This is a genomic window from Pseudomonas sp. 05N431 (assembly GCF_056397005.1).
Genome location: NZ_JBFTMN010000009.1, coordinates 252,491 through 276,879, shown reverse-complemented (window position 1 = coordinate 276,879; position 24,389 = coordinate 252,491). Strand labels below are relative to the sequence as shown.

Sequence of the window (24,389 nt, the reverse complement as noted above, 5' to 3'; positions counted from 1 at the left end):
GTACCGTCGGTTTCCGGGCTGCCGGAAACGGCGTTCGGCACACACGACTTCTCACGGTCGGTGTCAGGTGCGTCAGGAGTGGTTGGCCACTCCAGTGTCTAGCGAGGTTCGACCAATTGGGCCGGAGTCGCGACGTACGCGTCCTGCTTGCTGTGGCTACTTAAGCACTCAGTCAGGAGGAGGAATCAACCGGCGACTGTGGACGAGATGAAGCGTCTAAATATAAGCCTAGTGCTACACAGTCCGACGGTTGTGCATCTCCACCCTACACGTATCCCTGATAATTCGGGTGCTGCCGCGCGCAGAATCCGCAGCGGGTTGACATTTACCGTGTTCTCCAATGGGGAGTTCACGCTCATGGCTACACAAGACTGGGCGAGAGCTGTTTGGCTAACACTCAGCTTGTAACAGGCGTTGTTTCCGAAGCACTCGCTCAAGGGCTGGTTCGGGACTGACTGCACTTTGTGAACTGGCCGTAAATATCGGCGCATCAGACGAGTGGTTACTCTGTTGCTGCGCTCGCTTCAGGCCTCATGTCACCTGCGCTTGTTACAATCACGAACCTTCCAATCGTTGCGAAAGCCCCGTAGGACGGCCTCGCGTCCTGATGAATTGCGTTGGTCAGGGCCGGCAATCTGCCGTTTGTCCTCTGTCCAGGCCGCTTTTGGCGGCGTTCGCGACTATAGCAGCAATGATTAAGTGCTTCAATTCCATAAAAAATTGTTATCATTCCCGACATGACGACTACTGCCCCCTCGACCCCAGGCGTACAACTGCTTGAGGTCTCGCCGGAATATGCCGGCCAACGTATTGATAACTTCCTTCTCGCTCGGCTCAAAGGCGTGCCCAAGACCTTGATTTACCGCATTTTGCGTAAAGGCGAAGTGCGGGTGAACAAAGGTCGGATCAAGCCCGAGTACAAGCTGCAGGCGGGCGACATCGTGCGCGTGCCGCCGGTGCGTGTGCCGGAACGCGACGAGCCGGTGCCATTGGCGCAAGGCTTGCTGCAACGCCTCGAGGCCTCGATTGTCTTCGAAGACAAGGCGCTGATCGTGATCAACAAGCCTTGCGGCATCGCTGTTCACGGCGGCAGCGGCTTGAATTACGGCGTGATCGAAGCCTTTCGTCAGTTGCGTCCGGATTGCAAGGAGCTTGAGCTGGTTCACCGTCTCGATCGCGACACCTCCGGCCTGCTGATGATTGCCAAAAAACGCAGCATGCTGCGTCACTTGCACACGGCATTGCGCGGCGATGGCGTCGATAAGCGCTATATGGCGCTGGTCCGCGGTAACTGGGCTGCCTCGATCAAGCAAGTCCGTGCGCCGCTGGGCAAGAGCAATCTGCGCTCCGGCGAGCGCATGGTCGAGGTCGACGAGGAGGAGGGCAAGGAGTCCGTGACCGTGTTCAAGGTCCTGCGTCGCTTTGGCGACTTTGCCACCCTGGTCGAAGCCAAACCGATCACCGGCCGGACTCACCAGATTCGCGTCCACACCCTGCACGCCGGGCACTGCATTGCTGGCGACACCAAGTACGGCGATGACGACTTCAGCAAAGAGATTCGCGATCTGGGCGGCAAGCGCCTGTTTCTCCATGCCTACATGCTGAACGTGCCGCTGCCTGATGGCGGTGAGCTCAAGCTTCAGGCACCGGTGGATGAAATGTGGGCCAAGACCGTGGAGCGCTTGAGTGCACCCTGATTACAAGTTGCTGATTTTCGATTGGGACGGCACGTTGGCCGACTCCATTGGTCGGATTGTCGAGGCGATGCATGTCGCATCGCAGCGATCCGGTTTTCAGTTACGCGATGATCTTGCCGTCAAAGGCATCATTGGCCTGGGGCTGCCGGAAGCGATACGCACGCTGTATCCAGAGATTGGCGATGACGAGTTGGTGGCGTTCCGTCAGCACTATGCGGATCACTACATCGCCTCGGAGGTCGTGCCTTCGCCGTTGTTTGACGGTGTCGCCGAGTCGCTTGAGGCGTTTCGTGCCGAGGGTTATCACTTGGCGGTGGCTACCGGCAAAGCGCGTCGCGGGCTGGACCGTGTGCTGAAGTCCCACGGCTGGGAGAATTATTTCGATATCACTCGCGCCGCCGATGAAACCGCCAGCAAGCCGCATCCGCTGATGCTCGAACAGATTCTGGCGCATTGCGACGTCCGCCCGGAGCAGGCGTTGATGGTGGGGGATTCGTCGTTCGATCTGCAGATGGCGCGCAATGCCGGGATGGATTCGGTTGCCGTCAGCTATGGTGCTCAATCGATGGAAGCTTTGCGCGTGTTCGAACCGCGCCTGGCGATTGATCATTTTTCGCAATTGCACGCCTGGCTGGGTCAGCGGGCCAATTAGGTTTTTGTTGGGGTGGATGGAATGACCGACGAATGGAAGGCGCCAGCCAAGGCCAGTGCCGAAGATGGCGAAGACAAGAGCTGGAAGCTGCTCGAGAAAACCCTGCTTGCCGGGGTGCAAGAGCAGCGTCGCTCACGGCGTTGGGGGATTTTCTTCAAGCTGCTGACCTTTGTTTATCTATTGATCGCGTTGGTCCTCTTCACGCCATTGATGGATATTGAAAAAAGCGCGACTCGCGGGTCGAGCTACACCGCATTGATCGAAGTGACCGGGGTGATCGCTGACAAGGAGTCGGCCAGTGCCGACAACATTGTCGGCGGTTTGCGCGCCGCGTTCGAGGATCCGAAGGTCAAGGGCATCGTGCTGCGAATCAACAGTCCGGGCGGCAGTCCGGTGCAGTCGGGTTATGTCTACGATGAAATCGGTCGTCTGCGTGCCCTGCATCCGGCGATCAAGGTCTATGCGGTGATTTCCGATCTGGGGGCTTCGGGGGCGTATTACATCGCCAGCGCGGCGGACCAGATCTACGCCGACAAGGCGAGCCTGGTGGGTTCGATTGGCGTGACGGCGGCCGGTTACGGGTTTGTCGGGACCATGGAAAAACTCGGAGTCGAGCGTCGGACCTATACGTCGGGCGAGCATAAGTCGTTCCTCGATCCGTTCCAGCCGGAAAAACCGGATGAGATCAAGTTCTGGCAGGGCGTTCTGGATACCACTCACCAGCAGTTTATCAACAGTGTCAAAAAGGGCCGCGGCGATCGCCTGAAAGACAAAGAGCATCCGGAGCTGTTCTCCGGGCTTGTCTGGTCGGGCGAGCAGGCGCTGCCATTGGGCTTGATCGATGGTTTGGGCAGCGCCAGTTCGGTGGCGCGTGACGTAATCGGCGAGAAAGAGCTGGTCGACTTCACGATTCAAGAGTCGGCGTTCGACCGCTTCTCGAAAAAACTCGGCGCCAGCGTGGCTGAGCAGTTGGCCATGTGGATGGGCTTTCATGGGCCGGCATTGCGCTGATTCTCGGGCAATACAAAAAAAACCGGCCCGCGTGGCTAGTGCTTGTCAGTTAAGGGCTACCTTCCGTAAGGCGAAGCAGATCTGGTGTGGGAGCGAGCTTGCTCGCGATAGCGGTGGGATAGTTAACATTGATGTCTAATGTAAAACCGCCATCGCGAGCAAGCTCGCTCCCACATTCGATCTTTGTTGTTTCAAGCCTTGTGTTCGCTTAACTGATCGGCATTAGGTCTGCGTGGCCGGTTTTTATCTTTAGGGAATCTGCACGCCTTCTGCCAGCAGCATGTCCACCAGGCGAATCAGTGGCAGGCCGACCAGGCTGGTGGCGTCCGGGCCTTCGGTGCTTTGAAACAGGCTCACGCCCAGTCCTTCGGCCTTGAAGCTGCCAGCGCAGTCGTAGGGCTGTTCGGCGCGCAGGTAGCGTTCAATGCGCGCCTGATCCAGCTTGCGCATGTGGACGGTGAAGGGGATGCAGTCGAGCTGGCAATGGCCGGTCTGGCTGTTGAGCACTGCCAGGCCGGTCAGGAAGGTCACGCTGGCACCGCTGGCGGCCAATAATTGATCGCGAGCCTTCTCGAACGTGTGCGGTTTGCCAATAATCCGCCCGTCGAGCACGGCGACCTGGTCCGAGCCGATAATCAAATGGGCGGGATGACTGCCGGCCAGTGCCTGGGCTTTTTCGCGGGCCAGGCGTTTTACCAGTTCGATGGCTGACTCTTCCGGTTGATGGCTTTCGTCGATATCCGGTGAGCTGCAGGTAAATGGCAGTTGCAAGCGGGTCAGCAATTCGCGGCGATAGACCGAGCTTGAAGCAAGTAATAAAGGCAGCATACGGCTCTCCAAAAGTCAGTCGCAAATTCTAGCGGGGCTTCCAAGTGACGGACAGGACTGAATTTCCTTTGACATGGCTGGGGGCATCCCTATAATGCTGCGCCTATGTTGAATGACCCGATTCCACCTCACGTTGACCCGCGCAAATTGGCTGATCGTGGCACCACCCTTCAAGGTGAAATGCTGCTGGCCGATTTGGAGAGACTCTGCGACCCGCTTTCCGACACTGTCGGTACGGTGCAGGCTAAATTCGTTTTTGAACGAGATGAACGTAAATCTGTGGTCATCCACAGCTTTATCGACACTGAAGTCAAAATGGTTTGCCAGCGTTGTCTTGAGCTGGTCACCCTGCCGATTCACAGCGAATGCAGTTATGCTGTGGTAAAGGAGGGTGCGAATACCCAGTCGTTGCCGAAAGGTTATGACGTGCTGGAACTGGGCGAAGATCCTTTGGATCTGCAGTCACTGATCGAGGAGGAGCTTCTGCTCGCCTTGCCCATTGTGCCTGCTCATCATCCGGAAGAATGCCAGCAGCCGGCGGGTCTCGATGAGCCCGAACCGAGCGAGGACGAGGTAACGCGGTCCAACCCGTTCAGTGTATTGGCGCAGTTAAAGCGTGACCCAAACGTTTAGGAGTTAATCAATTATGGCTGTTCAGCAGAACAAAAAATCCCGCTCCGCCCGTGACATGCGTCGTTCGCACGATGCTCTCGAGGCAAGCACTCTGTCCGTAGAAAAGACCACTGGTGAAGTTCACCTGCGTCACCACGTATCGCCAGAAGGCGTATACCGTGGCCGTAAAGTGATCGACAAGGGCGCTGACGAGTAATCCTTGTCCGCTCAAGTCATCGCGATTGACGCAATGGGCGGGGACTTCGGTCCCCGCAGCATTGTTCAGGCAAGCCTTGCTTGTCTGTCTGCTACGCCCTCGCTGCACCTGACCCTCGTCGGTCAACCCTCCCTTTTAGAAGAATTGATCGCCAGCCAGTCGGCTGTGGATCGCGCGCGCCTGACGATTGTGCCGGCCAGTGATGTGATCGGCATGGACGAAAAGCCTTCCCAGGCCCTGCGCGGCAAGCCGGACTCCTCGATGCGGGTGGCGCTTGAGTTGTTGCGTGAGGGCAAGGTTCAGGCGTGTGTCAGTGCCGGCAATACCGGTGCGCTGATGGCGTTGTCGCGTTATGTGCTCAAGACCTTGCCGGGTATCGATCGGCCGGCCATGGTGGCGGCGATCCCGACGCAACGTGGTTATTGCCAGTTGCTCGATCTGGGGGCGAATGTCGATTGCAGTGCCGAACACCTGTTCCAGTTCGCGGTGATGGGTTCGGTGGCGGCGGAAACCTTGGGTATTGTTCGTCCGAAGGTCGCGTTGCTGAATATCGGCACCGAAGACATCAAGGGCAATCAACAGGTCAAGCTGGCGGCCACGCTGCTACAAAATGCTCGCGGGCTGAATTACATCGGCTTCGTCGAGGGTGATGGCGTGTACCGCGGCGAGGCTGACGTGGTGGTGTGCGACGGTTTTGTCGGCAATATCCTGCTCAAATCCAGCGAAGGGCTGGCGACCATGATCGCCGGGCGGATCGAGGCGTTGTTCAAGCAAAACCTGGCCTCGAGAATGGTCGGGGCTCTGGCGTTACCGCTGATGAAGCGCTTGCAGGCCGATCTGGCGCCTGCGCGACATAATGGCGCAAGCTTCCTCGGTTTGCAGGGGATCGTCGTTAAAAGTCACGGTTCGGCCGGTGTGCAGGGCTTTCAGAGTGCCATTCAGCGTGCCTTGATCGAGATTCAGGAGAACCTGCCGCAGCGGCTTCACGGTCGACTCGAGGATTTGTTGCTTTAGGCATTTTCGCTCGACAATGCTTAAATGTGACCGCTCAGTTCAATTAGCCATCCAACTGTCAGTTTCTTGCGTCCAGCAGTACAGGACGTTAATTCTCCGACGACAAGATCATTAGGGGCTTGTTACATGTCTGCATCCCTCGCATTCGTCTTTCCAGGACAGGGTTCGCAGTCCCTCGGCATGCTGGCCGAGTTGGGCGCGCAACATCCGTTGATCCTCGAAACTTTCAAAGAAGCTTCCGATGCCCTGGGTTACGACCTGTGGGCACTGACCCAGCAAGGGCCGGAAGAGCAGCTCAATCAAACCGACAAAACCCAACCGGCGATTCTTACCGCTTCGATTGCCCTGTGGCGTCTGTGGCTGGCTGAGGGCGGCGCACGTCCGGCGTACGTTGCCGGTCATAGTCTGGGTGAATACAGCGCGCTGGTCGCGGCCGGCAGCCTGAGTCTGGGCGATGCGGTGAAGCTGGTAGAGCGTCGCGGTCAACTGATGCAGGAAGCGGTGCCGGCCGGGCAGGGCGGTATGGCCGCCATTCTCGGCCTGGATGACGCCGATGTGCTGGCTGCCTGTGCCGAAGCTGCGCAAGGCGAAGTCGTCAGCGCGGTCAACTTCAACTCGCCGGGTCAGGTCGTGATTGCTGGTGCCAAGGCCGCTGTCGAGCGCGCCATCGAAGGCTGCAAGGCGCGTGGTGCCAAGCGCGCCATGCCGCTTCCGGTCAGCGTGCCGTCGCACTGTGAGCTGATGCGCCCGGCTGCCGAGCGCTTTGCCGAGTCGATCGCTGCGATCAACTGGCAGGCTCCGCAAATCCCGTTGGTGCAGAACGTCAGCGCTGATGTGGCGCCGGACCTGGAAACCCTCAAGCGCGATCTGCTTGAGCAGCTCTACAAGCCGGTTCGCTGGGTTGAGTCGGTCCAGGCGCTGGCCGCCAAAGGCGCTACTCAACTGGTTGAATGCGGTCCGGGCAAAGTCCTGGCTGGCCTGAACAAGCGCTGCGCCGAAGGCGTGTCGACCTCTAATCTGAACACCCCGGATGCTTTCGCTGCTGCTCGTGCAGCGTTGGCCTGAACTTAGGAGAAGCCTGCATGAGTCTGCAAGGTAAAGTTGCACTGGTTACCGGCGCGAGCCGTGGTATTGGCCAGGCTATCGCACTGGAACTGGGTCGTCAGGGCGCTATCGTGGTGGGTACCGCGACTTCCGCTTCGGGCGCTGAGCGCATTGCGGCCACGCTGAAAGAAAACGGTATTCAAGGCACCGGTCTTGAGCTCAATGTCACCAGCGACGAGTCCGTAGCGGCCGTGCTGGCGAGCATTCAGGAGCAGTTCGGTGCGCCGGCGATTCTGGTGAATAATGCCGGTATCACCCGCGATAACCTGATGATGCGCATGAAAGATGACGAGTGGCATGATGTCGTCGATACCAACCTGAACAGCCTGTTTCGCCTGTCCAAGGGCGTTTTGCGTGGCATGACCAAGGCGCGTTGGGGTCGAATTATCAGTATTGGTTCGGTTGTGGGTGCCATGGGCAACGCAGGCCAAGTAAACTATGCAGCCGCCAAGGCAGGTCTGGAAGGTTTCAGCCGTGCTCTGGCGCGTGAAGTGGGTTCGCGCTCGATTACGGTCAACTCGGTGGCTCCAGGGTTCATCGATACCGATATGACCCGCGAACTGCCAGAAGCGCAGCGTGAAGCCTTGCAGACGCAAATTCCGCTGGGCCGTCTGGGGCAAGCTCAAGAGATCGCGTCCGTGGTCGCTTTTCTTGCGTCGGACGGTGCGGCTTACGTTACTGGGGCTACAATCCCGGTGAACGGCGGGATGTACATGTAATTCAAATGTGACGGATTGCTTCAAAAAAATGTCATACGAGCTGTCTAAAATCCGTTATAAAGCTGCAATCTATTTATAGGCAGAGGGTCGTCAGGGTTTGAGGAGTGAAGCTTTCAGTTGAAAAACTGAAAAGCCTTTCTATACACTTACCCACTGGCCAGCTGCCTGAATTTGTCCATTAGGAGTGAAAACAAGGTATGAGCACCATCGAAGAGCGCGTCAAGAAAATCGTTGCTGAGCAACTGGGCGTTAAAGAAGAAGAAGTTGTGAACACTGCTTCCTTCGTTGAAGACCTGGGTGCCGACTCCCTTGACACCGTTGAGCTGGTGATGGCTCTGGAAGAGGAATTCGAGACCGAAATTCCTGACGAAGAAGCTGAGAAGATCACTACTGTACAAGCTGCCATCGACTACGTTACTAGCCACCAGGCGTAATAGTTTGTAGCCGTTGTTAGCTGTCATGGAAAAACCGCACTGCCATCACGGCGTGCGGTTTTTTCCTTTAGGCCTGATGCAAAGTCGTCATTTGAAAAAAGGAGAGTGCTGTGTCGCGTAGACGCGTCGTAGTCACCGGTATGGGTATGTTGTCGCCACTGGGCACGGATGTGCCGAGCAGCTGGCAGGGCATTCTGGCTGGCCGCAGTGGCATTGGTCTGATCGAACACACCGACCTTTCTGCCTATTCCACCCGTTTTGGCGGCTCGGTAAAGGGCTTCAATGTCGAGGAATACCTGTCGGTCAAGGAAGCTCGCAAACTCGACCTGTTCATTCAATACGGTCTGGCAGCAGGGTTTCAGGCAGTGCGTAACGCTGGCCTGGAAGTCACCGACGCCAATCGTGAACGCATCGGCGTAGCCATGGGCTCGGGTATTGGCGGTCTGACCAATATCGAAGAAACCAGCCGCACGCTGCATGATTCGGGACCACGGCGGATTTCTCCGTTTTTCGTGCCGGGCTCGATCATCAATATGATTTCCGGTTTCCTGTCCATCCATCTGGGTGCGCAGGGGCCTAACTACGCCATTTCGACAGCCTGTACCACGGGTACGCACTGCATCGGTATGGCGGCGCGCAATATTGCCTACGGCGAAGCCGACGTGATGATTGCCGGTGGTGCCGAGATGGCCGCTTGCGGTCTTGGCATGGGTGGCTTTGGCGCTGCTCGTGCATTGTCGACCCGCAATGACGAGCCGACCCGCGCCAGCCGTCCATGGGACAAGGGCCGTGATGGCTTCGTGTTGTCCGACGGTGCCGGTGCGTTGGTGCTTGAAGAACTGGAGCACGCCAAGGCGCGTGGTGCGACCATTTACGCCGAGCTGATCGGCTTTGGCATGAGTGGCGATGCGTACCACATGACTTCGCCGCCGGCCGATGGCGCAGGCGCCGCACGTTGCATCGTCAACGCGCTGCGTGACGCCAAGCTGAACGTCGACCAGATCCAGTACATCAACGCCCACGGTACGTCGACCTCGGCAGGCGACCTCGCCGAAGTCTGCGCCATCAAGTCGGTGTTTGGCGATCACGCCTACAAGCTGGCGGTCAGCTCGACCAAGTCCATGACCGGTCACCTGCTGGGTGCGGCGGGCGCGGTCGAAGCGATTTTCAGTGTGCTGGCAATCAACGGCCAGGTGGCGCCACCGACCATCAACCTTGATGAGCCGGATGAAGGCTGCGACCTCGACTTCGTGCCGCACGCTGCGCGCGACATGAACATCGATGTGGTGCTGTCCAACTCGTTCGGTTTTGGCGGTACCAATGGCTCGCTGGTGTTCCGCCGGTTCGCTGATTGATGGAAAGCTGGGTCGACGGTCAGCCGGCTGACGCACTGTCGCTAAAAGACCGCGGCCTGGCGTATGGCGATGGTCTGTTCGAGACCATCGCCGTCAAAGGCGGGCAGCCATTGCTGCTGGATCGACATTTGAGTCGCCTGGCCGATGGCTGCTCGCGTCTGGCAATTAACGCGGATCACGCATTGATTCGCAGTGAGCTACTGACCTACGCCACCGCCCTTGGCGAAGGTGTGCTCAAGCTGATCCTGACCCGTGGCGACAGCCAGCGTGGTTACGCGGCCGATCCTTCGGTGTCGCCGCGCCGTATTCTGCAAGGCAATCCTCCTGCCGCTTATCCTGCTGTCCATGCGCAGCAAGGTATCAGGCTGTTTCCCTGCACCACCCGACTTTCCGAGCAGCCGCTACTTGCCGGCCTCAAGCACCTCAATCGCCTTGAACAAGTCATTGCCCGTTCCGAATGGCAGGATACCGAGCACGCCGAAGGCTTGATGCTGGATCTTCAGGGGCGGGTGATCGAGGGTGTTTTCAGCAATCTGTTCCTGGTGCGTGATGGCGCGTTGTTGACGGCTGATCTGAGTCGTTGCGGCGTTGCCGGAGTGATGCGCGCCGAACTCTTGTCCCAGGCCGAGAGGTTGGGGATTGTCACGCATGTCACTGACATCAGCCTTGATCAGTTGCAACAGGCTGATGAAGTTTTCGTCTGCAACAGTGTGTACGGCATCTGGCCGGTACGCGCTTATGCTGCACTGAGCTGGCCGGTTGGGTCGCTCACCCGTAAACTGCAACGCATTGCCCGCGCGCTACTGGATGCTTGATTCGTGAGACGTAAATTCTTGCTGCTGCTGGAAACCGGACTGGTTCTGGCGGGGCTACTGCTGGGCACTTCGGCCTGGAAGATCAACTCGGCGCTGGAGCAGCCACTCAAGATTACTCAGGAAGAGTTACTGGATGTACCGAACGGTGCGACACCGTCCGGGACCTTCAATCGCCTCGAAACCGACGGCGTGCTTCAGGACGCCTTTTGGCTGCGCCTGTACTGGCGTTTGAACCTTGCCGCGCAGCCGCTGCACAGCGGTGAATACCGCATGCTGCCGGGCATGAGCGCACAAGGCTTGATCGGTCTTTGGCAGCGCGGTGAAGTGGTTCAATACAGCCTGACCCTGGTCGAGGGCTGGAATTTCCATCAGGTCCGTGCGGCGCTGGCAAAAAATGACAAGCTCGAACAAACCCTCGCGGGGCTGAGCGACAGCGACGTGATGAACAAGCTCGGTCACGCCGGAGTGTTTCCGGAGGGCCGGTTTTTCCCGGACACCTATCGTTTCGTGCGGGGCATGACCGACGCCGAGCTGCTGGAGAAAGCGTACGAGCGCCTCGACGACGTCCTCGCAAAAGAGTGGAACAAGCGTTCCCCTGACGCACCCTATACCGAACCCTATCAAGCGCTGATCATGGCTTCGCTGGTCGAGAAGGAAACCGGTGTGCCGCAAGAGCGAGGGCAGATTGCCGGAGTGTTCGTGCGGCGCATGCAGATCGGCATGTTGCTGCAAACCGATCCGACGGTGATCTATGGCCTGGGTGATCGCTACAACGGCAAGTTGACCCGCGCCCATCTGAAAGAACCGACACCCTACAATACCTATATGATCGCCGGGTTGCCGCCAACGCCGATTGCCATGGTCGGTCGTGAGGCGATTCATGCGGCGCTGAATCCGGTGTCCGGCACCAGTTTATATTTCGTGGCGCGCGGTGATGGCAGTCACGTGTTCTCCGACGACCTCGATGCCCACAACAGTGCTGTGCGCGAGTTCCAGATCAAACGACGCGCCGATTACCGTTCCAGCCCGGCGCCGGCCAACGGAACTGCGGCGCCTGATACGCAGGCACCGACTCCTCCGGCATCGCCCGAGACGGCACCGGAGGCGACACCGCAATTACCGTCATCGCAACCGGCTCCAGCTGCCACTCCGGCACCGAGTGCCGATGAGCCGCAAAGCCCGCAATGACTCTGACTAAGGACTGCCTGTGACTGGCTTGTTTATTACTCTGGAAGGCCCGGAAGGCGCGGGCAAGAGCACCAATCGCGAATACCTGGCCGAGCGTCTGCGCGCCAAGGGTATCGAAGTCGTATTGACTCGCGAGCCTGGCGGCACGCCGCTGGCCGAGCGGATCCGCGACGTGCTGCTGGCTCCGGTCGATGAGGTCATGAACCCGGATACCGAGCTGTTGCTGGTGTTTGCGGCGCGAGCGCAGCATCTGTCCGAGGTCATTCGCCCGGCCCTGGCGCGGGGCGCGGTGGTGTTGTGCGACCGCTTTACCGATTCGACTTACGCCTATCAGGGCGGTGGTCGCGGATTGTCGCTTGAGCGTATTGCGACCCTGGAAACCTTCGTACAAGGCGATCTGCGCCCGGACCTGACGCTGGTGTTCGACTTGCCGATTGAAATCGGCATGGCGCGTGCCAGTGCTCGTGGTCGACTGGACCGTTTCGAGCTTGAGGGGCGAGTGTTTTTCGAGGCGGTGCGCAGCGCGTTCCTGAAGCGTGCCGAGGCTGATCCGGCGCGTTACCTGTTGGTGGACGCCTCGCAGCCGTTGGCACAGGTTCAGCAGTCGCTGGATGCCTTGCTGCCGCGTCTGCTGGAGCTGGCCCGTGGCTGAAGCCTATCCGTGGCAAGACAGCCTTTGGCAGCAACTGGCCGGTCGCCCCCAGCACGCCCATGCCTATTTGCTGCATGGCCCGGCCGGAATCGGCAAGCGTGCGCTGGCCGAGCGGCTGATGGCCAGTTTGCTCTGCCAGCATCCAACTGCAGAGGGCGCCTGCGGCGAGTGCAAATCCTGCCTGCTGCTCAAGGCCGGTAGCCACCCCGATAACTACATCCTGGAACCTGAAGAAGCCGACAAGGCAATCAAGGTCGATCAGGTGCGTGATCTGGTCAGCTTCGTGGTCCAGACCGCGCAGATGGGCGGGCGCAAAGTCGTGCTGATCGAGCCCACCGAGTCGATGAACATCAACGCCGCCAACGCCTTGCTGAAAAGCCTCGAAGAACCCTCGGGCGATACCGTGTTGCTGTTGGTCAGTCACCAGAGCAGCCGTCTGCTGCCGACCATCAAGAGTCGTTGCGTGCAACAGGCCTGTCCGTTGCCGAGTGAAGCCATGAGCCTGCAATGGCTGGCCAAGGCCTTGCCCGATTGCACGGAAGAAGAGCGTGTCGAACTGTTGACCCTGGCCGCAGGTTCGCCGCTGGCGGCGGTCAAGCTGCAAGGGCAGGGCGTGCGTGAGCAGCGTGCGCTGGTCGTCGAGGGCGTGAAGAAGTTGCTCAAGCAGCAACAGTCGCCGACGCAACTGGCCGAAGAGTGGAAATCCATTCCGATGTTGCAGCTGTTCGACTGGTTCTGCGACTGGTCGAGCCTGATTCTGCGTTATCAGCTGACTCAGGACGAAGCCGGGCTCGGCCTGGCGGACATGCGCAAAGTGATTCAATACCTTGCGCAGAAAGCCGCCCAGGAGAAAGTCTTGAATATTCAGGACTGGATTCTCGCCCAGCGGCAGAAAGTGATGAGCAAGGCCAACCTCAATCCGGCGTTATTGCTGGAAGCGCTGTTGGTGCAATGGGTGTCCTTGCCTGCCCCGAAGTGAGCATCTGTGCCTAGACTCTGATCATCAGCCATGGAGGTCAGCATGAATGAACTCGTCAGCCCGGGCCCGCGTAACGGCATCCTGTCCCTGGCCATCAAGGACAAATCCGTGCTTTATGCGGCCTACATGCCGTTCATCAAGAACGGCGGTCTGTTTATCCCTACCAACAAAAGCTACAAGTTGGGCGACGAGGTATTCATGCTGCTGCACTTGATGGATGAGCCGGAAAAAATTCCGGTGGCCGGTACAGTGACCTGGATTACCCCCAAAGGTGCTCAGGGGAATCGCGCCGCCGGTGTCGGCGTGCAGTTCAATGAAGGCGACGACACCGCCCGAAGCCGAATCGAAACCTACCTGGTCGGAGCCCTGAAGTCCGATCGTCCCACTCATACGATGTAGTTGCCGTCTTTTATGCTCGTAGATTCCCATTGTCACCTTGACCGTCTCGACCTCGCCGCACACGACGGCTCGCTGGATGCGGCGCTTGCCGCTGCTCGTCAGCGCGGGGTAGGGCACTTTCTTTGTATCGGCGTCAGTGTCGACAACGCCAAGGACGTCAAGGCCCTGGCCGAGCGTTACGACGATGTCGATTGTTCGGTGGGCGTGCACCCGCTGGATGTTCAGCCGGGCGCCGCACCGGCGCTGGACTGGCTGCTGCAGGAACTCAATCACCCGCGGGTGGTGGCAATCGGTGAAACCGGTCTGGACTACCACTACGAGCCAGAAGCGGCCGAATTGCAGCAGGAGTCTTTCCGTTTGCACCTGCAAGCGGCCCGGCAGACCGGCAAGCCGGTGATTGTCCACACCCGTGGCGCCCGCGCCGATACGCTGGCGTTATTGCGTGAGGCGGCATTGCCGCAGGCCGGGGTGTTGCATTGCTTCACCGAAGACTGGGACATGGCCAAGGCTGCGCTGGATCTGGGGTTCTATATTTCGTTGTCGGGGATCGTGACGTTCCGCAATGCCGACGCCTTGCGCGATGTGGCCCGGCAAGTGCCGGCAGACCGCCTGCTGGTGGAGACCGATTCACCGTACCTGGCGCCGATTCCTCATCGCGGCAAGCCGAACCTTCCGCAATACGTGCGGGATGTGGCGGAGTTTCTGGCCATGTTGCGGGGCGAATCCTACGAGCGCTTTGCCGAGCAGACTACGGAGAACTTCAAGCGACTGTTCCCGTTGGCGCACGTCAAGCCGATTTGACAGGATCGAACTGATCGCTCAAATCGCAGGCAAAAAAAACCCGGGTTCTGGGGGGTGAATCCGGGTTAAGACCATTAGGAGTAAAACAAAGGTACGCGGTCCTTTGGTACCTTCATCGGCGCAACACTTGGGGGAGATGCCACGCCGACAGTTCAAGTATTGATCACTATTGCGCCGAGTCCAGTTTGCCCCTGCTGTTTCTTAAACATATTTGGAATACAGGCGCTTCGCTTGAGTTCTCACTGCTTGGCGATTGACGCGACAATGGCGACAGTTTCGTCAATCACGCGTTTTTCGGTGTAGAAGTGCGGTGAAAAGCGAATGCCTGGGCCGCGCGGAATGCAGACCACCTGCTCGGCTTTCAGGGCCTCGTAAACGGCCTGATTATCGATGCCATCGATACTGAACGAAAAGATCCCCCCGCGCCGGGCCGGATTCAGCGGGCTATGCAGTCTGACGCCGGGAATTGCGCTCAGGCCGTCCTGCAGCCATTTCACTCGCTCGGCGATCAGTGCGGCGACTTGCTCCATGCCGACTTCTTCCAATAACGACAGGCTGGCTTCCAGCGCCATTGCCCCGAGCATGTTCGGGCTGCCGCATTCAAAGCGTCGTGCACTCTTGGCCGGTTCCCACCCGGTGCGAGTGTAATCGCCCATGTGTTCGAGCATGTGCCAGCCGAATTCGTGCAGTTTCAGTTGTTCACGCAGTTCGCTGCGCACATAGAACACCCCCAGGCCTTCTGGTCCGAGCAGCCATTTGTGGCCGTCGGCCATGGCGAAGTCGCATTGATAGCTCTGGACGTCGAAGGGCAGGGCACCCAGTTGCTGGATGGCGTCGATGCAAAACAGCACGTTCTGTTGTTTGCAGCCGGCACCCAGGCGTTGCAGGTCGAGGCGCAGACCGCTGGCGAATTGCACTGCACTCACCGACATCAAGCGGGTGCGCGGTCCGCAGGCTGCCAACAGGGCACCTTCCGGGTCATCGCCTGTGAGGCTGGCCTGCACCACTTCCACGCCTTGTGCCGCCAATGCTTCCCAGACGATGCGATTGGAAGGGAATTCTTCATCGCTGATAACGATCTGGTCGCCGCTTTGCCATGGCAGTCCGAAGGCGACAAAAGACAATGCTTCAGAAGTATTTTTGACCAGCGCCACGTCATCCGTCGACGGTGCGTTAAGCAGGCGCGTCAGCCGTTCACGCAGCCGTTGTTCAAGTGCCATCCAGTCCGAATAGTCCCGCGCGCCCAGTAAAACGTTCTCTTGAGCGAAGCGTGTCACCGCGGCGGCGGCACGATTTGGCCAGGGTGCAACGGCCGCATGATTCAAATAACGCAGGCCCGGAGCCTGTACAAATTCATCAAGAAACATAGTCATGGTCGGATGATCCGTGCAATTTGGCGCAATTTAGGCATAATACGCGGCTTCGTATTTTGACCCCTACAGACCTTTTCTTATGCATAAAGAACCTCGTAAGGTCCGTGAGTTTCGTCGCCGCGAGCAAGAAATTCTCGACACCGCGCTCAAGCTGTTCCTCGAACAAGGTGAAGACAGTGTCACCGTCGAGATGATCGCTGATGCCGTGGGTATCGGCAAAGGCACCATCTACAAGCACTTCAAGTCCAAGGCGGAGATCTATCTGCGCCTGATGCTCGATTACGAGCGTGACCTGAACGAGCTGCTGCACTCTGCCGATGTCGATAAGGATAAGGAAGCCCTGTCCCGGGCCTACTTCGAATTCCGCATGCGCGATCCACAACGTTACCGGTTGTTCGATCGTCTGGAAGAGAAGGTGGTCAAGGGCAATCAGGTGCCGGAGATGGTCGAGGAGCTGCACAAGATTCGCGCCTCCAACTTCGAACGCCTGACCTTGTTGATCAAGGGCCGCATCAGCGAAGGCAAGCTTGAAGACGTGCCGCCGTACTTCCACTACTGCGCATCCTGGGCGCTGGTGCACGGCGCTGTCGCGCTGTATCACTCGCCGTTCTGGAGCAATGTGCTGGAAGATCAGGAAGGTTTCTTCCAGTTCCTGATGGACATCGGTGTGCGCATGGGCAACAAGCGCAAGCGCGATACCGACACGCCGAGCAGCTGAACCATTCAGATGCCTTATTGCGCCATGTTTTCTCTGTATGGCGCAGTGCCCCAGGAATATACTCAGGCTTAGGTATTGCTAAAACTTGATTTGTGAGTCAAGTTTTAGCGCTTCCGAATCTACTTCCGCCGGAGTGATCCATGATCGTTGATCGACAAGGCAGGCGTTTCCGCAATTTGCGGGTCAGTCTGACCTCCGCCTGCAACTACGCCTGTACCTATTGCGTGCCCAATGGCAAGCGACTGGTGGCTGCGCAGGATGAACTGTCGGCCGAGGCCATGGCGCGCGGCGTTGCCTACCTGATCGAAGCTGCGGGCATCGAGCGATTGCGCATCACCGGCGGCGAGCCGCTGGTGAGCCCGAAGCTGGAAACCTTCATGAAGGCTGTCGGGCAGATGGGCCTTGCCGACATCAGCCTGACCACCAACGGTCAACTGCTAGCGAAGAAACTGCCCTTGCTGGTGGACGCCGGCATTCGGCGGATCAACGTTTCCCTCGATACCCTGGACGCCGATGCGTTCCGCAGCATTGCGCGCGGTGGTGATCTGGCGACGGTGCTCAACGGCATGGACCAGGCCCGCGCAGCGGGCATGAAGATCAAGGTCAACATGGTGCCGCTACGCGGGCAGAACCTCGATCAAGTGATGCCGTTGCTCGATTATTGCCTGGAACGCGGTTATGAATTGCGCTTCATCGAGCTGATGCGTATGGGCCATCTGGCCAGCGACTCGAACGCATTCCTGCAGCAGTTTGTCAGCCTCAAGCAGTTGCTGGGCCTGATCGGTGAGCGTTATGAGTACCTACAGGCCGACGCGCCGGTGGATGCCACGGCGGTGCGCTACGAAATTCCGGGGCGCGGCTATTTCGGCGTGATCGCCAATGAAAGCGTGCCGTTCTGCCGCACGTGCTCACGCTTGCGGCTGTCCTCCACTGGCTGGCTGCATGGCTGCCTGTCGTCGAGTAACCGCCACTATGTCGGTGACCTTCTGGACAAACCCCGTCATCAAGCGTTGCCGGCGCTCCAGCGTCTGCTGGTGAAAGCTCTGGGAGACAAGCAGGAAGTGGCGTTCTCTGGTGGCGCAACAATCATGAAGATTATCGGCGGCTAGCCTGCCCTCATCGCGGGCAAGCCTTGCCCGCGATAGCGATCTCCTAATCCCCTGAAAACCATCTGGCACACCACAGTTCATGAGCTGGCGCGGAAGCTGCATCCTGCCGACATTCGCCGGTTTTCCGTCACCGGCCTCTGGAGGGTAGGATGCGTAGCCTGGTTTTGCTGCTGGCCTTTTTGGCGCTTGGTGGCTGCATGAATGTCAGCGACATGGGCGAAGGGGTTCGCTACCACATGAGCGACTCTGGTCTGCTTGATCACAGCGACAGCCGTCGTGTGAATAATCTGCGCATTCAGCCAGACTCGTTTATCTACATTGCCCAAGGCGCTTTTGCACCGCCGGGCAGTGCCTATCCGCGGCCGAACGTGGTCGCTGAAGAAGCCTTCAACGGTTTCATCGAATATTTCCCGATGGTTCGCCGTGCTCGCGCCCCCGAAGGTCTCGACACCGCCATGGGCGAGGCGCGTGCGGCTGGCGCGCATTACTTGCTTTACACCCGTTTTGCCAAGGCCGACGACCGTATCGGCAACTCGGATGAATTGCTCGATCAGGGCGCCGTGGATCGCCTGGGGATCGACAGTGGAGTGATTCAGATCATGCTGATCGAGACCAGCACCCAGTATTTGATCGATACTGCACGAATCAAGAGCCGTGGCGGTTTACTGACGTTCCACGACAACAAGCCAGAAGACTTGATCGCTCAGCCGCTTGCGCAATACGCTCGTAGCCTGCTGGGCATGAGCGATCAGTAACTCACCAGGAGAGCAACATGAATGGTCCGCAAAAAGCTAATGATCTGTTGGGGCAAATCCCCAAGTCCAAAGGCTTGCCACCGGTCCATTTGTGGAACCCCGACTTCTGCGGCGATATCGACATGCGCATCGCCCGCGACGGCACCTGGTATTACCTGGGCACGCCGATCGGGCGCAAGCCGATGGTCAAGCTGTTCTCCACCATCATTCGCCGCGACGGCGATGATTACTTCCTGATTACTCCGGTCGAGAAGGTCGGGATCAAGGTCGATGATGCGCCTTTCATTGCCGTGACGCTGGAGGTTGAAGGCGAGGGCGAAGCCCAGCTGTTGCGCTTCACCACCAATGTTGATGAGCAAACCGAGGCGGGTGCCGAGCACCCATTGCGGGTAGTGATCGATCCGCTGACCCAGGAGCCTGCACCTTACGTGCATGTACGCACTAATCTAGAAGCGCTGATCCATCGCAACGTGTTTTATCAACTGGTCGAACTGGCCGTGACCCGCGAAATCGACGGGCAGCGCTGGTTGGGAGTCTGGAGCGGCGGCGAGTTTTTCCCTATCGGGCTTGAGCCGTAACGCGAAGTGCTTCTGTGCTCTGGAAAATGGCCCGGTATTTAAACCGGGCCATGGCTGATGGGCTTACAAACCCTTGCTCTTGAGCCGGGCGGCATGTTCCAGATAGAGACTGACCGGGCTCACGTTCCAGCTGGTGATCCCGGCCATTTGATTGACCGCGTCAAAATGGTCCATGGGGTAATCCGAGCGAATCACTTTCCCCAAGTGCGAGCTGTATCGGCCGACCAGCCCGTCATTGGCGTGTTTCTCTTTATAAAATAACTTCGACAGCACAATGCAGTTGATGTGGGTTGGATCGAGTATTTGCGGGGTTTGGAAATTCTGCAGGATCCCGCTCCAGGAGTAGTAATACACACCGTTTTCGATTTCGTTGCCTTCACCGCCCCAGACCTTCGGTACTCCTTGCGGGTACTTGCGATTGAATTCAGCCAATCCTGCACTGGTCAGTGATTCGAAAGCCGCTTGAGGGTCCTGAGGGTTTTGCGGGTGGCCGCTGATCAGCGAAATGAACGTGCCGACCGCGCTCAACAAGGCCAGCACGAACGCTTCGGGCAACTCTCCGGGTGTCAGTGCCTTGTGCAATTGGTCGGCAATCTCGGAGCCGTGATTGGGGCAACTGACAGAGGTGACCGACGCGACCTTTTCCGGGTGCAGCGCTGCTACGTAGCGTGCGGCCAGGGGGCCTTGGCTATGGCCGATCAGATTGACCTTGGCGGCGCCCGTTTCCTGCAAAATGCGGTTGACCTGTTCGAGCAGTTTTTCACCGCGCTCCTCATTGCCGTTGACGGCTGGGATATTGACGGCAAACACTCGAGCGCCCGCGTGTTCCAAGGCTTCCTTGATATCGAAGAAGTACGGATAACCGGCAATCGTATCGAAGCCGAAAAGGCCGTGAACCAAAACAATCGGGTATTGCGTAGACGCATCCATGTTCATGCTTATACCTGTCGATAGCGGATTCAAGTGGAACAGATGCTATTGACTGCTTGATCTGTCGCGGCTAACCGTAGTTTACAAAGCGCGATGGTACAAATTGCTCCGGGCGGGGCAATGACTTCAGGTCGTGCTGGACGGTCAGCCGATTTCTTCGATGAATTCGTCCATGAAGCGCTTCAGGCGTTCATGACGCAACTGAGCCAAATGCTTGCCGGTCGGTGTCTGGAAACCGTTGGCGAGGTGCAACAACTTGGTCTGGAAGTGGTCGAGGCAGAATCGCTTGTCGTCGTACTCTCGAGATGTCGCCGTGGGATCCTGTGGATCATAGAGCGTGCTGCCCATGCGTCCGGCGATGTAAAACGTGCGCGCAACGCCGAGCATGCCAAGGGAGTCGAGGCGATCGGCGTCCTGGAGTATTTTTGCTTCAAGCGTGGTCGGTGCGATGTTCGCTGAAAAACTGTGGGCCTCGATGGCGTGAGCGACTGCCGCGCTTTTATGCGTAGGCCAATCCAGCTGGTTGAGGATCGACGAGGCTTTTTCCGCCGCCAGCCGCGATGCCCGAGAACGCAGCGGCGAGTTCTTTTCCACCGCCACACAGTCGTGCAGCAACACCGCGGCCAGCAGCACTTCAAGGTCACCGCCTTCTTCGGTTTGAATCCGCTGAACGTTGCACCATACCCGTTGCAAGTGCGACAGGTCGTGGGCGCCATCCTCGGATGGCTCCAGCGCGTGGGGCAGCAAGGTCGAGGCGAGATTTTGCAGTGGGGCGAAGGCAACGAGGCTCATAACAATCCTTTTGTGGCGACGCCCGTAGATTAAGTTTTGAAGTGACATGTGACGAGCGCTGATCGCCGACATAGTATGGCGGTTTCAACTGTTCACAAGGCACGTCCATGTCGATCGAAATCCGTCCGGCCACCCCCAGCGATGCGCCACAAATTCTCGCGTTCATCACCGAACTCGCCGACTACGAACGCGCCCGGCATGAAGTCATCGCCAGTGTCGCCGACATCGAGCGCAGCCTGTTCAGCGAAGGCGCTACCGCCCATGGCCTGATCTGCCTGCGCGACGGTTTGCCGATTGGCTTCGCGGTGTTTTTCTTCAGCTACTCGACCTGGCTGGGCAGCAACTGCCTGTACCTCGAAGACCTCTACATCACTCCCGAACAACGCGGTGGCGGCGCTGGCAAACAACTGCTACGCCACCTCGCAAAAATCGCCTGCGCCAACGACTGCGGCCGCTTCGAATGGAGCGTGCTGGAATGGAACACCCCGGCCATCGACTTCTACAAATCCCTCGGCGCCCAGCCGCAGGAAGAGTGGGTGCGTTATCGCATGGATGGGGCGGTGTTGCGGGAGTTTGCCGAGGGCAATTGATCGCTAGCGGCATCTGTCAGAGATCGCAGCCTTCGCGGCTCCTACACCGATTCGTAGGAGCTGCCGAAGGCTGCGATTTTTTTTGGGTCGAGAGTGCTCAAAACCATATTTGAATTCAAAAAATTCCCAATATATGGGAATGATATTTATATATTGAGATATGTGTGTATCCAGGTTTATAGTCCAGCTCACTCACTACCAAAAACAAAACAGGTGAAGCGATGCTGGCGCAATTGATCGCGCTCGATTGGGGGACGACGTCCCTTCGTGCGTACAAGCTCGGCCCGAATGGTGGCGTCCTCGATCAGCGTTCGCTCGCATCGGGGATCATGCAGTTGCCGAAAGCGCCGCGGGTGATCGCCGGCCAGTTGTGCACCGACGGATTTGAACTGGCATTCGACGAGGCCTGCGGTGACTGGCTCGATGCACAGCCCGGCCTGCCGGTGATTGCCTGTGGCATGGTCGGCAGTGCGCAGGGCTGGCGTGAAGCGGCTTACTGCGATACTCCGGCGAATGTGGCCAACCTCGGCACTTCCCTGCAAACCGTGCGCAGCCTGCGCGGTGTCGATGTGCATATCGTGCCCGGCGTGATTGAGCGCTCGCGGCTGCCGAATGTGATGCGTGGCGAGGAAACCCAGGTCCTTGGCGTGCTGCAAAACCTGCCAGCCGGGGCAGGGGACAACCTGTTGATCGGCCTGCCAGGCAGCCATTCGAAATGGGTCGAAGTGGTCGAAGGCTGTATCACTCATTTCGACACGTTCATGACTGGCGAGCTATTCGCAGTGCTCAGCGAGCACAGCATTCTCGGGCGCACGCAACAGCGCGGCGCAGCCTTCGACAGCGAGGTCTTTGATCGCGGCGTGCAGGTGGCGTTGTCGGCGGACGGTGAAATCGGTCCGCTGTCGACGTTGTTCAGTGCACGCAGCCTTGGCCTGACCGGCGAGCTCAGTGCTACAGCGCAACCGGACTATTTGTCTGGCCTATTGATTGGTCATGAGTTGTCCGCGCTGGCAACGGTGCACCGTCATCGCCGCCACAGCGCAAAGCTTCCTTCGATCGTTCTGATCGGCAATGCCCAACTCTGTGCCCGCTATCAACAAGCCCTCGCAACCTGCGGTTTTTTTCATGTGACCTTGGCCGAACAAGCCACCGAACGCGGTTTGTGGCAACTGGCGGTCGCGGCCGGGCTGCTCGGTAAAACTGCTTCCGTTCAACCCGACTAGAGGTCTGACATGCTCAAGCAAGCACTGGCGAAAAACGGTCTGATCGCAATCCTTCGCGGCCTGCGCCCGCAAGAGGCTGCGGCCATCGGGGAGGTGTTGTTTCAGGCCGGTTTTCGCGTCATTGAAGTACCACTCAACTCCCCTGAACCGTACGAAAGCATCCGCATCCTGCGCAGCATCTTGCCCGCCGATTGCCTGATCGGCGCCGGTACGGTGTTGACCCCGGAACAGGTCCTGCAAGTGAAGGCGGCCGGCGGTCAGGTGATCGTCATGCCTCACAGTGATCCCAACGTGTTGCGTGCGGCCAGGGCGGCGGGTTTGTACTTGTCGCCTGGCGTTGCCACGCCGACCGAAGCCTTTGCCGCACTGGCCGAAGGCGCGGATGTCTTGAAGATGTTCCCGGCAGAGCAAATGGGCCCGGCGGTGGTCAAGGCCTGGTTGGCAGTGCTGCCGGCCGGGACGGTGCTGCTGCCGGTAGGCGGGATTACTCCAGACAACATGCAGGCGTTTGTCGAGGCAGGCGTCAAAGGCTTTGGCCTGGGTTCCGGGTTGTTCAAGCCGGGACTCACGCCTGAGGATGTAGCCGTTCGGGCCAGGGCGTATGTCGCGGCCTGGAACGCGCTGCGCTGAGATTTGTCTGGCGCCGCGTGCGCTGCATCCATCAAGACTGCATTAATAAAAAGAGAGCAGAAGATGAAAATCACCAAACTGACGACCTTCATCGTTCCGCCGCGCTGGTGCTTCCTCAAGGTCGAAACCGACGAGGGCGTGACTGGTTGGGGCGAGCCGGTGGTCGAGGGTCGCGCCCATACCGTCGCTGCGGCGGTGGAAGAACTTTCGGATTACTTGATCGGTAAAGACCCGCGCAATATCGAAGACATCTGGACCGTGCTCTATCGCGGCGGTTTCTACCGTGGTGGCGCGATTCACATGAGTGCCCTGGCCGGGATCGATCAGGCGCTGTGGGACATCAAGGGTAAAGCCCTCGGCGTGTCGGTCAGTGATCTGCTGGGTGGCCAGGTGCGTGACAAGATTCGCGTCTATTCGTGGATCGGCGGAGACCGGCCGGCCGACACCGCCAGGGCTGCAAGGGACGCCGTCGAGCGTGGTTTCACCGCAGTGAAAATGAACGGCACCGAAGAGCTGCAATTCGTCGACAGCTTCGAAAAAGTCGATCTGGCGCTGGCCAACGTCGCTGCCGTGCGTGATGCGGTGGGACCGAATGTCGGCATCGGCGTGGACTTCCATGGCCGAGTGCACAAGCCCATGGCCAAGGTGCTGATGAAGGAGCTCGACGCCTACAAGCTGATGTTCATCGAAGAGCCAGTACTCAGCGAAAACTACGAAGCATTGAAAGAGTTGGCGCCGCTGACCAGCACGCCGATTGCGCTGGGCGAGCGGTTGTTTTCCCGTTGGGATTTCAAGCGGGTGCTCAGCGAGGGCTATGTCGACATCATCCAGCCGGATGCCTCTCATGCCGGCGGTATCACCGAAACCCGCAAGATCGCCAATATGGCCGAAGCCTACGACGTGGCGTTGGCATTGCATTGCCCGTTAGGCCCGATTGCCCTGGCGGCGTGCCTGCAACTGGACGCGGTTTGCTACAACGCGTTTATCCAGGAACAGAGCCTGGGCATCCATTACAACGAAAGCAATGACCTGCTGGATTACGTCAAGGATCCGCGGGTGTTCGACTATGACCAGGGTTTCGTGAAGATCCCGAACGGCCCGGGCCTGGGCATCGAGATCAACGAGGAATACGTGATTGAGCGCGCCGCCATCGGCCACCGCTGGCGCAACCCGATCTGGCGCCATGCCGATGGCAGTTTTGCCGAGTGGTAATA

General features: G+C 58.7%; 28 protein-coding genes. 24 read left to right on the top strand and 4 right to left on the bottom strand.

Going from position 1 to position 24,389, the window contains the following annotated elements; translation table 11 throughout:
• Positions 1–737: 737 nt before the first annotated feature.
• From rluC to AC1DIG_RS17775, 3 genes are read left to right on the top strand one after another with little or no spacing between them, the layout of a single operon-like run.
• On the top strand, positions 738–1,697 hold the full coding sequence (rluC, locus tag AC1DIG_RS17785; RefSeq protein WP_477768348.1) for a 23S rRNA pseudouridine(955/2504/2580) synthase RluC: 960 nt from the start codon (positions 738–740) through the stop codon (positions 1,695–1,697).
• Positions 1,687–2,349 (top strand): HAD-IA family hydrolase, encoded by a 663-nt coding sequence (locus tag AC1DIG_RS17780; protein ID WP_477768347.1) that lies wholly within the window; start codon positions 1,687–1,689, stop codon positions 2,347–2,349. The genes rluC and AC1DIG_RS17780 overlap by 11 nt, the downstream gene beginning before the upstream one ends.
• Positions 2,350–2,370: 21 nt before the next feature.
• Positions 2,371–3,360, top strand: a complete 990-nt coding sequence (locus AC1DIG_RS17775) for a S49 family peptidase (RefSeq protein ID WP_103317666.1) — start codon at positions 2,371–2,373, stop codon at positions 3,358–3,360.
• A 249-nt stretch (positions 3,361–3,609) separates the two neighbouring features.
• On the opposite strand, the gene AC1DIG_RS17770 is transcribed toward AC1DIG_RS17775, so the two are convergent.
• Entirely contained in the window at positions 3,610–4,188 is a 579-nt protein-coding gene (locus AC1DIG_RS17770; protein WP_477768346.1) for a Maf family protein, read from the bottom strand.
• 105 nt (positions 4,189–4,293) lie between these two features.
• On the opposite strand from AC1DIG_RS17770, the gene AC1DIG_RS17765 reads away from it, so the two are divergent.
• The 13 genes from AC1DIG_RS17765 (at position 4,294) to AC1DIG_RS17705 (ending at position 14,477) form a co-directional block, all read left to right on the top strand.
• Positions 4,294–4,821: a YceD family protein gene (locus AC1DIG_RS17765; protein WP_008152342.1), complete on the top strand. Its 528-nt coding sequence runs from the start codon at positions 4,294–4,296 to the stop codon at positions 4,819–4,821.
• A 13-nt stretch (positions 4,822–4,834) separates the two neighbouring features.
• The gene (gene rpmF, locus AC1DIG_RS17760; RefSeq protein ID WP_003179396.1) at positions 4,835–5,017 is read left to right on the top strand and encodes a 50S ribosomal protein L32; all 183 of its coding nucleotides are present in this window, start codon (positions 4,835–4,837) and stop codon (positions 5,015–5,017) included.
• A gap of 3 nt (positions 5,018–5,020) precedes the next feature.
• Positions 5,021–6,031 carry a phosphate acyltransferase PlsX gene (plsX, locus tag AC1DIG_RS17755; RefSeq protein ID WP_477768345.1) on the top strand — a complete coding sequence of 337 codons (1,011 nt, stop codon included), beginning with the start codon at positions 5,021–5,023 and terminating at the stop codon, positions 6,029–6,031.
• A gap of 126 nt (positions 6,032–6,157) precedes the next feature.
• A complete protein-coding gene (fabD, locus tag AC1DIG_RS17750) occupies positions 6,158–7,096 on the top strand; it encodes an ACP S-malonyltransferase (RefSeq protein ID WP_427528472.1) in 939 nt (312 codons plus the stop codon).
• Positions 7,097–7,113: 17 nt separating this feature from the next.
• A complete protein-coding gene (gene fabG / locus AC1DIG_RS17745) occupies positions 7,114–7,854 on the top strand; it encodes a 3-oxoacyl-ACP reductase FabG (RefSeq protein ID WP_007997043.1) in 741 nt (246 codons plus the stop codon).
• 197 nt (positions 7,855–8,051) lie between these two features.
• Positions 8,052–8,288 (top strand): acyl carrier protein, encoded by a 237-nt coding sequence (acpP, locus tag AC1DIG_RS17740; protein ID WP_003175607.1) that lies wholly within the window; start codon positions 8,052–8,054, stop codon positions 8,286–8,288.
• 110 nt (positions 8,289–8,398) lie between these two features.
• Positions 8,399–9,643 carry a beta-ketoacyl-ACP synthase II gene (gene fabF / locus AC1DIG_RS17735; RefSeq protein WP_477768344.1) on the top strand — a complete coding sequence of 415 codons (1,245 nt, stop codon included), beginning with the start codon at positions 8,399–8,401 and terminating at the stop codon, positions 9,641–9,643.
• Positions 9,643–10,458: an aminodeoxychorismate lyase gene (gene pabC / locus AC1DIG_RS17730; protein ID WP_477768343.1), complete on the top strand. Its 816-nt coding sequence runs from the start codon at positions 9,643–9,645 to the stop codon at positions 10,456–10,458. Before fabF ends, pabC begins: the two co-directional genes overlap by 1 nt.
• 3 nt (positions 10,459–10,461) lie before the next feature.
• Positions 10,462–11,646 (top strand): endolytic transglycosylase MltG, encoded by a 1,185-nt coding sequence (gene mltG, locus AC1DIG_RS17725; protein WP_477768342.1) that lies wholly within the window; start codon positions 10,462–10,464, stop codon positions 11,644–11,646.
• A 19-nt stretch (positions 11,647–11,665) separates the two neighbouring features.
• Positions 11,666–12,298: a dTMP kinase gene (gene tmk, locus AC1DIG_RS17720; protein WP_145015475.1), complete on the top strand. Its 633-nt coding sequence runs from the start codon at positions 11,666–11,668 to the stop codon at positions 12,296–12,298.
• Positions 12,291–13,277, top strand: coding sequence for a DNA polymerase III subunit delta' (locus AC1DIG_RS17715; RefSeq protein ID WP_477768341.1), 987 nt, complete (start codon positions 12,291–12,293; stop codon positions 13,275–13,277). The genes tmk and AC1DIG_RS17715 overlap by 8 nt, the downstream gene beginning before the upstream one ends.
• A gap of 42 nt (positions 13,278–13,319) precedes the next feature.
• On the top strand, positions 13,320–13,676 hold the full coding sequence (locus AC1DIG_RS17710; RefSeq protein ID WP_477768340.1) for a PilZ domain-containing protein: 357 nt from the start codon (positions 13,320–13,322) through the stop codon (positions 13,674–13,676).
• 12 nt (positions 13,677–13,688) lie between these two features.
• Positions 13,689–14,477 (top strand): TatD family hydrolase, encoded by a 789-nt coding sequence (locus AC1DIG_RS17705; protein WP_477768339.1) that lies wholly within the window; start codon positions 13,689–13,691, stop codon positions 14,475–14,477.
• Positions 14,478–14,716: 239 nt separating this feature from the next.
• Here the strand turns inward: AC1DIG_RS17705 and AC1DIG_RS17700 are convergent, their stop codons facing one another.
• Complete coding sequence (locus tag AC1DIG_RS17700) at positions 14,717–15,850, bottom strand: aminotransferase class V-fold PLP-dependent enzyme (RefSeq protein ID WP_477768338.1); 1,134 nt, start codon at positions 15,848–15,850, stop codon at positions 14,717–14,719.
• Positions 15,851–15,929: 79 nt separating this feature from the next.
• Here AC1DIG_RS17700 and AC1DIG_RS17695 point away from each other — a divergent pair, with 79 nt between their 5' ends.
• The 4 genes from AC1DIG_RS17695 (at position 15,930) to AC1DIG_RS17680 (ending at position 19,010) form a co-directional block, all read left to right on the top strand.
• Positions 15,930–16,568: a TetR/AcrR family transcriptional regulator gene (locus tag AC1DIG_RS17695; RefSeq protein ID WP_019689364.1), complete on the top strand. Its 639-nt coding sequence runs from the start codon at positions 15,930–15,932 to the stop codon at positions 16,566–16,568.
• Positions 16,569–16,708: 140 nt separating this feature from the next.
• Positions 16,709–17,677: a GTP 3',8-cyclase MoaA gene (locus AC1DIG_RS17690; RefSeq protein ID WP_477768337.1), complete on the top strand. Its 969-nt coding sequence runs from the start codon at positions 16,709–16,711 to the stop codon at positions 17,675–17,677.
• A 149-nt stretch (positions 17,678–17,826) separates the two neighbouring features.
• Entirely contained in the window at positions 17,827–18,432 is a 606-nt protein-coding gene (locus tag AC1DIG_RS17685) for a DUF4823 domain-containing protein (RefSeq protein WP_477768336.1), read from the top strand.
• Positions 18,433–18,449: 17 nt separating this feature from the next.
• The gene (locus AC1DIG_RS17680) at positions 18,450–19,010 is read left to right on the top strand and encodes a DUF1285 domain-containing protein (protein WP_477768335.1); all 561 of its coding nucleotides are present in this window, start codon (positions 18,450–18,452) and stop codon (positions 19,008–19,010) included.
• Between the two features lie 63 nt (positions 19,011–19,073).
• Here AC1DIG_RS17680 and AC1DIG_RS17675 read toward each other — a convergent pair whose 3' ends face one another.
• A complete protein-coding gene (locus tag AC1DIG_RS17675) occupies positions 19,074–19,946 on the bottom strand; it encodes a lipase family alpha/beta hydrolase (RefSeq protein ID WP_477768334.1) in 873 nt (290 codons plus the stop codon).
• Positions 19,947–20,084: 138 nt separating this feature from the next.
• Entirely contained in the window at positions 20,085–20,732 is a 648-nt protein-coding gene (locus AC1DIG_RS17670; protein ID WP_477768333.1) for an HD domain-containing protein, read from the bottom strand.
• Positions 20,733–20,839: 107 nt separating this feature from the next.
• On the opposite strand from AC1DIG_RS17670, the gene AC1DIG_RS17665 reads away from it, so the two are divergent.
• The 4 genes from AC1DIG_RS17665 to dgoD all read left to right on the top strand — a co-directional run bounded on the left by AC1DIG_RS17665 (position 20,840) and on the right by dgoD (position 24,387).
• Positions 20,840–21,322 (top strand): GNAT family N-acetyltransferase, encoded by a 483-nt coding sequence (locus AC1DIG_RS17665; protein ID WP_123583080.1) that lies wholly within the window; start codon positions 20,840–20,842, stop codon positions 21,320–21,322.
• Between the two features lie 221 nt (positions 21,323–21,543).
• Positions 21,544–22,545 (top strand): 2-dehydro-3-deoxygalactonokinase, encoded by a 1,002-nt coding sequence (locus AC1DIG_RS17660; protein ID WP_477768332.1) that lies wholly within the window; start codon positions 21,544–21,546, stop codon positions 22,543–22,545.
• 9 nt (positions 22,546–22,554) lie between these two features.
• Positions 22,555–23,175 carry a 2-dehydro-3-deoxy-6-phosphogalactonate aldolase gene (locus AC1DIG_RS17655; protein WP_477768331.1) on the top strand — a complete coding sequence of 207 codons (621 nt, stop codon included), beginning with the start codon at positions 22,555–22,557 and terminating at the stop codon, positions 23,173–23,175.
• A 63-nt stretch (positions 23,176–23,238) separates the two neighbouring features.
• Positions 23,239–24,387 carry a galactonate dehydratase gene (gene dgoD, locus AC1DIG_RS17650; protein ID WP_477768330.1) on the top strand — a complete coding sequence of 383 codons (1,149 nt, stop codon included), beginning with the start codon at positions 23,239–23,241 and terminating at the stop codon, positions 24,385–24,387.
• The last annotated feature ends 2 nt before the right edge of the window (positions 24,388–24,389 follow it).